A 13,228-nucleotide genomic window follows, 5' to 3' on the forward strand; every position below is an offset into this window, starting at 1 on the left:
CGGTGGGCGAGGGCGTCACGCAGCCTTTCTCGTTGACGGTGGCGAAGTCGAACGCCGGCAGCAGGTGCACGTCGGTCAGGCCGGCGCGGCTCAGCGCGCGCAGATGGCGCATGCCGGCCGAGTCGCTCCGCGTGAACGCGAGGTACTTGCCGCGCTGCGCCGCGGGGACGGTCGGGTCGTCACGCGAGAAGTCGCGCACATGCAGCTCGTAGACGACCATGTCGGTCGTCGCTTTCACCCGGTCGGGGATGCGACTGGCCGACCAGCCGCGCGGCTGCAGCCGGGGCTCGGACAGATCGGCGACATAGGCGCGCGCCGAGTCGGCCGAGAGGCTGACCGCATAGGGATCGGTCACCAGGTTGCGGACCCGGCCGACGCCGGCACGAAGACCTCGACGAGGTAGCGGTAGTACGCGCCGCTGCGCACGCCGGTCCGGGCCGCGGACCAGATGCCGGTGAGCTCGTCGCGCGTCATCGGCAGGCGGGCACGGGCGGCGCTGTCGGGGCCGTCGTGGAGGCAGAGCTCGACGCGATCGGCAGTCGGCGCCCACAGCTTGAAGCTGGCGCCGGCCGGCGTCAGCGAGACACCGAGCGCGCGCTCGTCCTCCGCGGCGGCATGGAGCACGTCGAGCGCCCGGGCCGTCTGCGCCGGGCTCCAGCGCAGCACGCGGCCCTGGTCGTCCTCCACGGTGATCAGCGTCTGGCCGCGATGCAGCGCGCGCCGGTCGATGGCGGGATCGATGGTGAAGTCCAGGCCCGCGCCCAGGTAGGCGCCCTGCGCGGCGACCTCGGCGTCTGGCGCGTCCTTCGCCAGTTCGAGGGCGCCGCTGAGATCGCTGCCAGCGAGGCGCCCGTCGACCACATCGAGCGCGCCTTCGGCCGAGTGATGGAAGCGCAGGACCTGCCCCGCGCCCAGCGTCAGCGCCGGCCAACGCAGCCGGCGGTCATCGAGCCAGACCGGCTGCAGCGCGTCTGTCGTCGCCTTGAGCGCGGGCGCTTGCGCGCGCAGCACGGTCACCGGTCCGGCATCGCAGGCGGCGAGCGCCGGAACCGGCGCCGCGTCGGGAGATCCCATCGAAGACGCCCAAGCTGGGAGCGTCGCCAGGCCGCTCAGCATCACCGCCGCCGCACGCGACCGGAGACTGAACTGGAAACCGGACCGGGGACGGGAACAGGGACGGCACCACGGAAGGCACGGGGTCGGACGAACGCCCATCGGATCTCCATCGAACTGTTGTTTTTTGATCCGAGGCCATCCGGATGGCTGGCAGCGGGTTTGGTTTTGGATGGTAGCAAAACTACATATCAGGAGGATCAGGACTTCCCATCACTACTCAATCCTTCTATGCTGCGCCGCGGCGGTATTCAAAGAACTCACAACCGCCTCACCGAGATTTGTACTTTTGCTACAAACCAAAAGATCAGGAGACCGCGAGATGACGCCTCGCCCCCTCGCCTTCGCCGCCGCCCTGGCGACGCTGGCCTTGCTCACGGCAGCCGGCGTAGGCGCCACGCCCGCGGCGCCGGTGGACCTGTCGTCGGTGCCGGAGCGGCCGGGCCGCAGCGCGCTGCCGGAGGGCTGGCAGCACGGGCCGTTCATCGAGATCTTCGTGCGTGGCTTCCAGGACAGCGACGGCGACGGCATCGGTGACCTGCGCGGCGTGACGCAGCGGCTGGACTACCTGAAGGACCTGGGCGTCAAGGGCCTGTGGCTGATGCCGATCACCGCCAGCGCCGACCACGACCACGGCTACGCCACCACGGACTACCGCGCGATCGAGCCGCAGTACGGCACGCTGGCCGACTTCGACGAACTGATCCGCGAGGCCCACCGGCGCGGCATCGGCGTGGTCATGGACTACGTGATCAACCACGGCGCGCGGGAGCATCCGCTGTTCCAGGCCGCGGCCGCCGATCCGGCCAGTCCGTGGCGCGACTGGTTCGTGTGGAGCCCCCAGCCGCTGGCGGAGCTGGCGGACTGGGACATCTGGGGCCACACGCCGTGGTACCTGCCCGGCGAGCAGGTGCCCGAGCTGCCCGAGCTGCCCGAAGGCGCCAGCGCCCCCAAGCCGGCCAAGCCCCCCAAGCCGACCTCGACGCCCCTGGCGCCGGCCGGCTCGCCGCGCTACTTCGCGACCTTCGGTCCCGACATGCCCGACTTCAATATGCGCAACCCGGCGGTGGTGAAGTACCACGCGGACAGCCTGCGCTTCTGGCTCAACCGCGGGCTGGACGGCTATCGCCTGGACGCGGTGCCGCACCTGATCGAGAACAGCGCCAGGGACTGGAACGACCAGCCGGAGAGCCGCGCGCTCACCGGCGATTTCGCGCGCCTGATCAAGCGCTATCCGCATCGCTTCGTCGTCTGCGAGGCGACGGCCGAGCCCAAGGTCTACACCCGGCCCGAGATCTGCGGCAGCGCCTTCGCCTTCGGGCTGGAGCGCGCGGTGATCGATGCGGCCAAGGGCGGCGATGGCGCCGACGAGGCGGTCGCCCGGGTCGCGCGTTTCTTCACCGAGTCGCCGCTGTCGATGGCGACGATGCTGAGCAATCACGACATCTTCGCGGGCCGGCGCCCCTGGGACCAGTTCCAGGGCGACGAGGCACGCTACAAGCTTGCCGCCGCCACCTACCTCCTGCTGCCCGGCACGCCCTTCCTCTACTACGGCGAGGAGATCGGCCAGGCCGGTGTCGCGGGCCTGCCGGGCGACGCGCCGCTGCGCGCGCCCATGAGCTGGACCGGCGACGCGCGCGGCTTCAGCTCCGGCACGCCCTTCCGGCCGGCGGCGCCCAACATCGCCACGCACAACGCGCAGGCGCAGGCAGCCGATCCGGGCTCGCTGCTGAATTTCTACAAGGCGATGCTGGCGCTGCGCAACACGCAGCCGGCGCTGGCGCGCGGCAGCTACGAAGCGCCGCTGGCGCAGGGCCGCGTGCTGAGTTTCCAGCGCGCGTACCGGGGCGAGCGCGTGCTCGTCGTCATCAACTACGGCCAGGAGGCGGCACAGGTTGCGCTCGCCGGGCTGAGCGCGAAACGCCCGCTGCGCCGGCTCCATCCGACCGCCTCCACGCCGGAGCGGCCGCCGATGCCGGCGCCCCGCGTCGACGCCACCGGCCGCCTGACGCTGACCGCCGCACCGCTGTCGGTGCAGGTCTTCCGCCTGCGCTGAAGGACGGGCACGATGATCGCTCCGACCCGTCCCGCCGCACCTCTTGCCTCCTTCCTCGCCTCCCTCCTCCCCCTCGCCTTGAGCCTGCTTGCCATGACGCACACTCCCGCCGCCGCCGCGACGGCCGCTTCCGTCTCCATCCCCGCCAACGTCACGCTCGACCACGTCGAGCCGCCGGACTGGTGGGTCGGCATGAAGTCCCCCGAGCTGCAGGTGATGCTGCACGGCGCCGGCATCGGCGCGCTGCAGGTCGCGCTCGTGCCGGCGCCCGGCGTGACGCTGGTCGGCACGCGGCGGGGCGACAGCCCCAACTACCTGTTCGTCGACCTGCGCATCGCGCCCAGCGCGCAGCCGGGCACGCTGACGCTGCAGCTCCAGCAGGAGGGCCGGACGGTCCTGGAGCACCGCTACCCGCTGCGCGCCCGCGCGCCAGGTTCGGCGCAGCGCGAGAGCTTCGGGCCGAAGGACGCGATCTACCTGGTGGTGCCGGACCGCTTCGCCAACGGCGACCCGCGCAACGACGAGGTGCCCGGCATGGCCGAAGGCCTGCGGCGCGACGATCCGGGCGGCCGCCACGGCGGGGACCTCGCCGGGCTGACCGCGCACCTCGACTACATCGCGGGCATGGGCTTCACGATGCTGTGGCCGACGCCGCTGTCCGAGAACAACAGCCCGAAGTGGAGCTACCACGGTTACGCGGCGACCGACTTCTACAAGGTGGATCCGCGCTTCGGCACCAATGCCGACTTCATGCGCCTGGCGACGGAGGCGAAGCGCCACGGCCTGGGGCTGATCCAGGACATCGTGCTGAACCACATCGGCGTGCACCACTGGTGGATGGCCGACCTGCCGACGGCGGACTGGGTCAACGTCTGGCCCCGCTACACCGAGACGCATCACGCGCGCATGTCGCTGCAGGATCCCTACGCGGCGCCGAGCGACCGCAAGCGCTTCAGCGACGGCTGGTTCACGCCGGACATGCCCGACCTCAACCAGCGCCAGCCGCTGGTGGCGACCTACCTCACGCAGATGAGCCTGTGGTGGATCGAGAGCGCGGGGCTGGCGGGCGTGCGCACCGACACCTACAGCTACTCGGACAAGGACTTCCTGGCCGCCTGGTCGCGCCGCCTGAAGGACGAGTATCCGAAGCTGAACATCGTCGGCGAGGAATGGAGCCCGCATCCCGCGGTGGTGTCGTACTGGCAGGCGGGCAAGCGCAACCACGATGGCTACGTGTCGTCGCTGCCGAGCCTGATGGACTTCCCGATGCAGGAGGCCATCCTGGCCGGCCTGAACCAGGCCGACTCGCACGATGGCGGCTTCACGCGGCTGTACGAGGGCCTGGCGCACGACTTCGTCTATCCGAACCCGGCCAACCTGGTGCTCTTCGAGGGCAACCACGACACGCCGCGCCTGTACAGCATGCTGCACGAGGACCTGGACCTGACGAAGATGGCCTGGGCCTTCCTGAGCGTGGTGCGCCGCATTCCGCAGTTCTATTACGGCACCGAGATCCTGATGACCAGCCCGCGCCATCGCGATGACGGCGCGGCCCGCGCGGACTTCCCCGGCGGCTGGGCCGGCGACGCGGTCAACGCCTTCACCGGCGCGGGCCTGAGCGAGCGCCAGGCCGGCGCGCAGGCCTGGCTGAAGCGGCTGCTGAACTGGCGCAAGTCGGAGCGGCTGGTCCACGAGGGCGCGCTGATGCAGTACGCGCCGCTGAACGAGGCCTATGTGCTGTTCCGCTACGACGCGGCGAAGGGCCTGGGCGGCAAGCGGCTGATGCTGGTGCTGAACAAGGCGCGCGAGGCGCGGGAGCTGGACCTGACGCGCTTCACCGAGATGCTGCGCGGCGGCGAGACCGCCACCGACGTCATGACCGGGCAGAAGGCGACGCTGGGCGCGTCGCTCAGCCTGCCGGCGCGGTCGGTGACGCTGCTGTCGATCGAGTGACCGGGGCCGGGCGCGACACGCCGCGCCCGACATCGCCAGCGGACGGGTTCAGTCCCGCTCACTGCACAGCGCGCCGAGCACCAGTCCACCGGCAAGCGCCAGGTAGACGATGCCCAGCCGGCGCGGCGTGAGCCGGGCCTCGAAGCCCGGCGTCAGGCGCCGGGGCACGAGCAGGTAGTCGGTGACCACCGCGGCGCCGGTCAGGATGACCGCATCGGTCGCCGCATTGAGCGGTGTCGGCCGCCGATGCCAGCCGCGCATCAGCGCGTAGATCCCGCCCCAGAACAAGGCCGAGGCCACGTGCGTCGCGACGCCAACGCCGGTATGGCGCAGGTTGCAGGCGTCGGACTCGAGCGCCTCGTCGCCCCAGAGCCAATGGCTGGGCGCGTTGAGGCCCGCCACCGCGCGATGGCCGCCGGCGCGGCTGCCCCAGGCCACCGCCGCGGCGGAGAGCAAGCCGGAAGCGAGTCCGGCGATCAGCGATTCGCGGATGAGATCGGTGGTGCGAAGGCTGCGAGGCGAGAAATGGTGCATGAGGCTCTCCGGCAAGCGGCAGGGACGGGTGTGGCCCTGGGCGGGCAAGGGGGGCTCCCGCGCCGAGCGGCCCTGGCGGCATGCCGCGTGGTCAGAATTGCATCCGGCGCGCGCCCGAACGGGCGCTGCGGGACGTCTTCGAACCGATGCGGCCGCGAGCGTGACCGACGCGCCCATGTGGATGAACCTCGTAAGGCGGCTGGGATTCGCCGCGGCGATCGGTGCCGCGTCGGATGCGCTGGCGATCAGCATTGACCGGGATGGCTCCGACCTCTGGATACGTGACGGCGTGCTTGACGACGCGGCCGTCGAGCGGATCGACAACGCCTTGCGCCGCCCCGGTGTCGACGCGATCCATCTGAAGGATCTGCGCGGCGGCCGGCCCATCAGGACGCGGCTCGCCCTGCATGCGGCATTCGTGTTCAGGCGCGTGGAGGTGCATGGCCTCTGCGAGGCGGCCTGCGCCCACCTCGCGCTCACGGCGCGGTCGACCGGCCTTCACCCGCAGGCCACGCTGATCCTTCAGGATCCGCCCGCGTTCATCGACTGGGAAGGCCTGGAGATGACCCGCTTCAAGGACGTCGAGTGGCTGTCCGTCCGGCTGCCCACCCTGCCTCGCGCCGTCATCGAGCGCGTGCTCCTGGCACGCTGGCCGCGCGTGCCGCAGTTGATCCTGCGCCCACGGCGCCCATCCACCGACCTCATCGATGTCAGCTTCTGCGATCCGTCACCGGATCGCTGCCTCCCGCTCGCGCCCATCGGACCCGGCGCCTCTTCGCTGGCGCCGCTGCCCGGGACCTTCCCCGATCGTCGATAGGCGCCTCGCAGGCGCAGAATCCACCGCGACCTCATCGCCCTGGAGCCTGCCCATGCGCCGTGTGCCGCCTGCCCTGCTGTCCTTGCTCGTCGTGCTGGCGCTGTCGCCGGCGTGGTCCGGCGGCGCCCTCGCGGCCGACTACACCGGCCCGCTCTTCGACGCGCACCTCCACTACAACGAGGAAGCCTGGAACGGCCGCGACGGTCCGCATCCGCCGGCCGACGTGCTCGCGCGGATGCAGCGCAACGGCGTGAAGGCCATCCTCTCCAACTCGCGTCCGAACGACGGCACGCGCACCCTCGCGGGGCTGCCGGAGACCCGCGCCGCCGGCGTGACCGTGGTGCCCTTCATCCGGCTCTACCGCAACCGCGCCGACTACGACAACTGGTTCCGCGATCCCACCATCTACCGCATGGTCCAGGAGGAACTCGCGCGTGGCACCGCGGCTGGGCCGTATCGCGGCCTCGGCGAGTTCCACCTCTACGACAGCGCCAACGCGCGCGGTCCCGTCGCGCGCCAGTTGATGGCGCTGGCCGAAGAGAAGTCGCTCGTGGTGCTCGCCCATGTGGACGACGAGGCGATCGACCTGCTGATGGCCGCCACGCCGAGCCAGGGACGCGAGCTCCGCCTGATCTGGGCTCACACCGGCATCAACGGCACCCCGATCGAGCGCGTCCAGGCCCTGCTCGCGAAGTACCCGCGGCTGATGGGCGAGCTGTCCTACCGCCCCGGCCTCACCTGCGACGACGGCAAGCTCTGCCCCGACTGGCGCGCGCTGATCGAGCGCCATCCCGATCGCTTCCTGGTCGGCTCCGACACCTGGGTCAACCAGCGCTGGCAGCACTACGACGCCACCATGCAGGGCTACCGCGCCTGGCTCGGCGATCTGCCCGCCGACGTCGCCCGGCGCATCGCCTGGGGCAACGCGGCCAGGTTGTTCGGGTTGCCGCCCTGAGCGGCGCTCCAGCGCCCCGGCGCCGCGTCATCGTCGCTTCAGCGCGCCCTCACCGCCCTCGCCTCCCTTGCCGCTCCGTCACACGTAGCAGCTGCAGCCCAGCGCGCCCCAGAACGCCTGCGCCGCCGACGCATCGCTGGCCGCGCTCGCGACCGCCGTGTGGTCGTGGCCATGCACGCCGCACTGGCTGGCGCAGCCGCACATCGCGGCGTACTGGTAGCGGCGCTCGGCATCGCTCATCGCGGACGTCGACGACTTGCGCGCCTGGTAGCCGCCGTAGCGGCGCACCGGCGACCAGTCCGGCATCGCCGGCGGCAAGGGCGGCGCGAGCGACGCGTAAGCGCCGCTGCCATGCACCGGCTTGCCCGCCACCACCGTCAGCACCGAGGTGATGTCCTGGATCTGGTCCTCCGGCACGGTGAGGAAATCGCGGTCCAGCACCGCCAGGTCGCCGAAGGCGCCCGCCTTCAGCACGCCCTTCTTCCCCGTCTCGCGCGAGAACCACGCCCCGTCCGCCGTCATCAGCCGCAGCGCCGCGATGCGCTCCAGCCGCCGTTCCTCCGGATAGAGCACCGTGCCGCCGATGGTGCGGCCCGACACCAGCCAGTACAGCGCCTGCCATGGGTTGTAGCTGTTCACCCGCGTCGCATCGGTGCCCAGCGACACCGGCAGGCCCATCTCCAGCATGCGCTTGACCGGCGGCGTCTCCGCCGTCGCCTTCAGCCCGTAGCGGCGGATGAAGTATTCGCCCTGCATGGACATCCGGTTCTGCACCGCGATGCCGCCGCCCAGCTTGCGGATCCGCTCCAGGTTGCGCGGCGTCACCGTCTCGCAGTGGTCGAAGAACCAGCCGAGCTGGTCGATCGGATGATCGCGATGGACCTTCTCGAAGACATCCAGCGCGCGCGACACCGTCTCGTCGTAGGTCGCATGCATGCGCCAGGGCCAGCCGTTGCCTGCCAGGAAACGCACCACGCCCTCGAGGTCGCTCTCCATCGCCGCCGGCATCTCGGGCCGCGGCACGAGGAAGTCCTCGAAGTCCGCCGCGCTGAAGGCGAGCATCTCGCCCGCGCCGTTGAGCTTGTAGAAGTCGCTGCCGTCGCCGGGCCGGCCGGTCTTCGCCCAGCGCTGGAAGTCGGACAGCTCCTGCTTCGCCTTCTGCGGGAACAGGTTGTAGGCGATGCGCACCGTCAGCCGGCCCTCCTTGGCGAGCCGGTCGATGATCCCGTAGTCATCGGGATAGTTCTGGAAGCCGCCGCCAGCGTCGCCCACCGAGGTCACGCCCAGCCGGTTCTCCTCGCGCATGAAGTGCAGCGTCGAGTTGAGCTGCTGCTCCGGATCGAGCTTGGGCCCGAGGTTCAGCGTGTTGTAGAGGATGAAGGCGTTGGGCTCGGCCAGCAGCAGCCCGGTGGGCTCGCCGCGCGCGTCGCGCTCGATGATCGCGCCCGCGGGCTGCGGCGTGTCCTTGGTGTAGCCGACCGCGCGCAGCGCCGCGCGGTTCAGGAAGGCCATGTTGTAGAGGTTGAGCACGAACACCGGCGTGTCCGGCGCCGCGGCATTGAGCTCCGCCAGTGTCGGCATGCGCTTCTCGTCGAACTGGAATTCGTTCCAGCCGCCGACCACCCGCACCCACTGCGGCGCGGGCGTGCGCGCCGCCTGGTCCTTGAGCATCTGCAGCGCCGCGCCCAGCGAGCGCACGCCGTCCCAGCGCAGCTCCATGTTGAAGTTGAGACCGCCGCGGATGATGTGCATGTGCGAGTCGGTCAACCCCGGGATCACGCGGCGCTTCTCCACGTCGACCACCCGGGTCCTGTGGCCGGCGAGCTTGGCGATCTCCGCGTCGCCGCCCACCGCCATCACCACGCCGTCGCGCAGCGCGATCGCGCTCGCCTCGGGCCGCGCCGGGTCCATCGTCGTGATGCGACCGTTGCGCAGGATCAGCTCCGGCGCTCCGCCCGCGGCGGATTGCGCGAGCACCGGCCCGGCCATCACGCTCAGGCCCAGCGCGGCGGCGGCCTCCATGAAGTCGCGGCGATTGCCCTGCGGCGCGTCCTCGCGGCCGGTGCGGATCAGGTCGGTGAACATGGCGGCTCCTGTCGAATGAACCCGCCGATTCTTCGCCCGAATGCCGGATCCGGCTTCTCCCAAAGTGGAGACACCGGCTTGCGGCCGGTGTCGTCGGTGTCGTCGGTGTCGTCGCTGTCGTCCGGGTATCAGGGCCGGTCGCGCCCCACCACCCGCGTCTCCAGCGGCCGGACCTGGTAGTCCGGCTCGAAGCGGCAGGTCGATCCCAGCGTCACGCGTGCCTTCTCGCAACCGGCGGCGATCGATGCGGGCGTCGGCTTTCGGCCTTGCGTCGCCCAGTTCGACAGCGCCTCCATCAGCGCCGCATAGGTCGCGTCGCTCAGGTAGCTGTGGTCCTTGTCGCCGGTGAAGGTCTGCACCAGCGCATCGCCGCGCCCCGCCGCCGCCATCGTGCGGCCGAAACTCTCCTGCAGCTCGACCATCGCGGTCGGGTCGTGGATCGCATGCACCGTCAGCACCGGCACCGGGATCTTCCCGTCGAGGTCCGCGTCCGCCGCCAGCATCGCCACGGCCTTCGGATCCGCCGCGTAGCGCTGCACGCCCGCGTTGAGCGCCGCGTCGTCGCTCGATCCGGCGTACACCGCGCCCACGTTGCCGAAGGGACTGGCACCGCCGGTGCGCTTGAACGTGATGTCCTGGAAGTGCCAGGTGGCCCAGTTCAGGTGCGACAGGATGCTGCGCTCCGGGATGTGGACCACGTCCACGAGGGTCTTGATCTTCGCGACCTGCTCGGGCGAGCGCTCCGCGGCGGACTTGTTCAGGCCCAGGCAGTCGTTCACGCGACTGGCGAGATCGGCCTGCTTCATCGTCGAGGCGAGCGGCAGCCCGATGTTCAGCGGGTACTGCAGCTCGCTCGGCAGCGGATGGTTGCGGCAGAGGTGTTGGTAGACGACACGCAGGTCGAGCCGGAAGTCGTAGCTGCGGGTGCCGCCACCCAGCACGCCCGAGCTCAGCAGCACCGCGTCGTAGGGCTTGCCGTCGACGAAGCGCTCCGCGCCCTTGGCTGCGACGCTGGCGCCCCACGACTGGCCGTGCAGGTAGACGTGTTTCGGCTTGGCCACCTTGTCGATGAACAGGCGTCGCAGCCGTTCGTTGTCCTGCGCCGCGGCCGTCACCGCGACGCCGCCCTGCCGGTAGCTCGACGCGGCGAGCGCGTAGCCCAGCCTCGGCATGATCGACCAGCGCTCGATGTCCTCGACCACGCGCCTGGCCGTCGGCGCGCCGAGGAAGGGCCCACCGTGCGCATGCACCACCAGGTCGCCGTTCCAGGCCTTGGGCATCACGATCATGTAGAACGCGCCCGCGCTGTCCTGGCCCGCCAGGCAACGCGCGCCCTCGCCGACTCCGGACGGACAGGTCGCCGGCGCCGGCGCGGACTCGGCCGCCATGTCGAAGGCCGCGTCCTGCGCCTCCCTGGCGTCCTTCGCGACCGCCACCGGCGCCGCGGCCGCCAGGCCGAGCACGACCGCCGTCATCATCGGCGCGCTCGACCAGCGCCGGCGCCACCGCAGCATCCCCACCAGCGCCACGCCCAGCGCGGCCAGCGCGAAGGAGCCAGGCTCGGGCACCGCGGCGACGAAGCCGAGCTGCTCGCTCGCCACGCGCTGCAGCAGCACCGCGTCGCGCGCGCTGATGCCCAGGTCCCGGGCCGCGATCTCGCCCAGGCCCAGCACCGACGGATCGACGCCGGTGATCGTGCCGAACAGCGTCAGCGCGCTCAGGTAGGAGCCGTACTTGCTCGCATGGGTGCCGTCGTCGAACCACAGGTCCAGCAGCCCGTCGCTCGCCGCGGTCGAGGCATACATGTCGGGCGTCGCGATGCCGGCGGCGATCGCCCGCATGAAGGCCTCGCCCACCGGCGCGACGCCGGCAATGCCGCCCGAGCCATCGGCGCCCGCCATCAGCGCCGCCGCGGCGTAGGCCTGTCGCAGATCCTCGGTCATCGCCTGCAGCGACGGATAGAACGACGACGCCGGCTGCCCGGTGGGCGTCACCGCGCCGGTGATCTCGTCGGTCACCGTGGTGCTGGGCGCGTTGACCAGGTTGGGCCGCGCCCAGGTCTGGTAGAGGTAGACGTCGGCGTCCGCGTTCGCATGCGCGTTCGCGCCGACGGTGCGCAGCAGCGAGCAAGTCCCGGTGGACGCGCCGGTGATCTCGGCGCACTTCGCGTTGGTGCCGCCGATGAGGTCGCGCTCGCGGTAGCTCAGCGCGTTGCCCTGGTGGACCCAGTTCTCGATCAGATTCGTGTAGGTGTTGAAGTAGGCCGGGTTGGACGCCAGTCCCGGCTGCTTCGTCAGCGGCTCGTCGCTCTGCTCCTGCAGCACGACCTTGTCCCAGGCCTGCGAGCCGATGTTGCCCCGCAGGTCCCAGCCAGCGCTGTTGGTGTTGAGGAACTGCCCGCGCAGCGAGGCCGCGTTGCGCGCCGAGATCGACACGTCGTAGTCCAGCCCGACCTGCACCGTGAACTGCTTGAAGATGCCGGCCACGCCGCCCCAGGGATGGGGCTCGAAGCTGTTGGCGCCGCTCGGATTGGTCGCGTACATCGACGCGGTGAGGTCGTGCACCTGGGCGGCGTTGTAGCTCATCACCGGGTCGACGCGCCCGAAGGTGTAGCTGTTGCCAACGAACAGGATCTTCGTGGCCTCGGCGCGTGCGCCGGACGGCGCCAGCGTGGCGGCCGCGAGCGCGACCGCGCCGGCCAGGCGCCAGGAAAACTTCGTCATGGTGGACGGCATGGTCGTGCTCCTTCGTTGCTGGAGATTGAAGCGCGCGTCAGAAGCTGTGGCGGACGCCGGCCTCGAAGCCGCCGCTGTCGCCGCCGGGCTGCGTCGTCGCCAGGCCGACGTTGAAGCGCGTGCCGCGGCCCTTGTTGTCGACCTTCGCCAGGTTGGTGTACAGCGCGGTGCGCTTGGACAGGTCGTGCACGTAGCCGATGGCGATGTGCGTGGCGTCGCTCGCGACATTCCTCGCCTTGAGCCAGGTGTAGGCGAAGCGGAGCTCGCCCTGCGGCCACAGCTGCCACTGCGTGCCCAGCATCGTCGCCGTGGTGCGGGAGATGCCGACCTCGTTGCGGCCCCACAGCGCCATCAGCCTGGCCGGACCCCACTGGTAGGACAGGCCGACGTTGCTCTGCGTGTAGTCGCCGGTGGCGTAGCGGGTCTTGGAGATCGCCGCCGAGGTGTTGAAGGTCTCGTTGCGCCACCCGATGCGCAGGCCGGTGAGTTGGCCGTCCTTGCGCGTCGGGCCGGCGCCCTGCTCGCCCAGCGCCAGCATCGCGTGGCCGTAGAAGCCGTTGATGCCCGAGGGCGTGAAGTAGCCGATCGAATTGGAGGCGCGCACATTGGTGCGGGCCGTCGTGCCGTTGGCGGGGACCGGGTAGAACAGGATCCCCGAACTGCCAACGCCGTTCGTGCCGAACGGATGCATCGAGGTGGTCAGGTTGCCGAACGACGGCACGTAGTCGCGGCCCAGCCGCAGCTCGCCCCACGGGCCCGAGACCTGCACCGTGGCGCGTCGCCCCCAGGTCAGGCCGCCGCTGACCGAGTCCTTGTTGTTGGTGCTGGTGGCGCCGCTGGTGCCGTCGTCGACGGACACCGCCGACTCCAGCCAGAAGCCCACCTTGAGCCCGCCGCCCAGGTCCTCGGTGCCGCGCACGCCGAAGCGGCTGGAGGTGTTGCCGTCGCCGTTGACCAGATGGCGCGTGTCGGTCCCGCTG

General features: G+C 70.9%; 9 protein-coding genes and 1 pseudogene. 4 read left to right on the forward strand and 6 right to left on the reverse strand.

Annotated features, from left to right (window positions below):
• Both FUT87_RS18950 and FUT87_RS18955 read right to left on the reverse strand, forming a co-directional pair.
• Positions 1-355 (reverse strand): annotated as a pseudogene (locus tag FUT87_RS18950) (DUF3372 domain-containing protein); the annotation flags it as partial.
• Positions 352-1,074, reverse strand: a complete 723-nt coding sequence (locus FUT87_RS18955; protein WP_186830631.1) for a hypothetical protein — start codon at positions 1,072-1,074, stop codon at positions 352-354. The pseudogene FUT87_RS18950 and the gene FUT87_RS18955, both read right to left, overlap by 4 nt.
• Before the next feature lie 361 nt (positions 1,075-1,435).
• On the opposite strand from FUT87_RS18955, the gene FUT87_RS18960 reads away from it, so the two are divergent.
• A complete protein-coding gene (locus FUT87_RS18960; RefSeq protein ID WP_255511920.1) occupies positions 1,436-3,169 on the forward strand; it encodes an alpha-amylase family glycosyl hydrolase in 1,734 nt (577 codons plus the stop codon).
• A 93-nt stretch (positions 3,170-3,262) separates the two neighbouring features.
• Entirely contained in the window at positions 3,263-5,122 is a 1,860-nt protein-coding gene (locus tag FUT87_RS18965; protein ID WP_147242033.1) for a glycoside hydrolase family 13 protein, read from the forward strand.
• Between the two features lie 48 nt (positions 5,123-5,170).
• Here the strand turns inward: FUT87_RS18965 and FUT87_RS18970 are convergent, their stop codons facing one another.
• Positions 5,171-5,656, reverse strand: a complete 486-nt coding sequence (locus tag FUT87_RS18970) for a hypothetical protein (protein WP_147242034.1) — start codon at positions 5,654-5,656, stop codon at positions 5,171-5,173.
• A 160-nt stretch (positions 5,657-5,816) separates the two neighbouring features.
• On the opposite strand from FUT87_RS18970, the gene FUT87_RS18975 reads away from it, so the two are divergent.
• Positions 5,817-6,473: a hypothetical protein gene (locus FUT87_RS18975; RefSeq protein WP_147242035.1), complete on the forward strand. Its 657-nt coding sequence runs from the start codon at positions 5,817-5,819 to the stop codon at positions 6,471-6,473.
• A 52-nt stretch (positions 6,474-6,525) separates the two neighbouring features.
• Positions 6,526-7,428, forward strand: coding sequence for an amidohydrolase family protein (locus tag FUT87_RS18980; RefSeq protein ID WP_147242036.1), 903 nt, complete (start codon positions 6,526-6,528; stop codon positions 7,426-7,428).
• 78 nt (positions 7,429-7,506) lie between these two features.
• Here FUT87_RS18980 and FUT87_RS18985 read toward each other — a convergent pair whose 3' ends face one another.
• From FUT87_RS18985 to FUT87_RS18995, 3 genes are all read right to left on the reverse strand, one after another.
• Positions 7,507-9,417 (reverse strand): amidohydrolase, encoded by a 1,911-nt coding sequence (locus FUT87_RS18985; protein WP_222617204.1) that lies wholly within the window; start codon positions 9,415-9,417, stop codon positions 7,507-7,509.
• Positions 9,418-9,641: 224 nt separating this feature from the next.
• A complete protein-coding gene (locus FUT87_RS18990) occupies positions 9,642-12,248 on the reverse strand; it encodes a PEP-CTERM sorting domain-containing protein (protein WP_186830633.1) in 2,607 nt (868 codons plus the stop codon).
• A gap of 37 nt (positions 12,249-12,285) precedes the next feature.
• A partial coding sequence (locus FUT87_RS18995; RefSeq protein WP_147242038.1) for a porin occupies positions 12,286-13,228 on the reverse strand: 943 nt, incomplete at its 5' end.

This window comes from Mitsuaria sp. TWR114 (assembly GCF_007997345.1).

Coding starts and splice junctions, on each gene's coding strand:
- FUT87_RS18955 (WP_186830631.1), bottom strand. CDS start 1,074: ATGGGATCTCCCGACGCGGCGCCGGTTCCGGCGCTCGCCGCCTGCGAT.
- FUT87_RS18960 (WP_255511920.1), top strand. CDS start 1,436: ATGACGCCTCGCCCCCTCGCCTTCGCCGCCGCCCTGGCGACGCTGGCC.
- FUT87_RS18965 (WP_147242033.1), top strand. CDS start 3,263: ATGACGCACACTCCCGCCGCCGCCGCGACGGCCGCTTCCGTCTCCATC.
- FUT87_RS18970 (WP_147242034.1), bottom strand. CDS start 5,656: ATGCACCATTTCTCGCCTCGCAGCCTTCGCACCACCGATCTCATCCGC.
- FUT87_RS18980 (WP_147242036.1), top strand. CDS start 6,526: ATGCGCCGTGTGCCGCCTGCCCTGCTGTCCTTGCTCGTCGTGCTGGCG.
- FUT87_RS18985 (WP_222617204.1), bottom strand. CDS start 9,417: ATGGCCGGGCCGGTGCTCGCGCAATCCGCCGCGGGCGGAGCGCCGGAG.
- FUT87_RS18990 (WP_186830633.1), bottom strand. CDS start 12,248: ATGCCGTCCACCATGACGAAGTTTTCCTGGCGCCTGGCCGGCGCGGTC.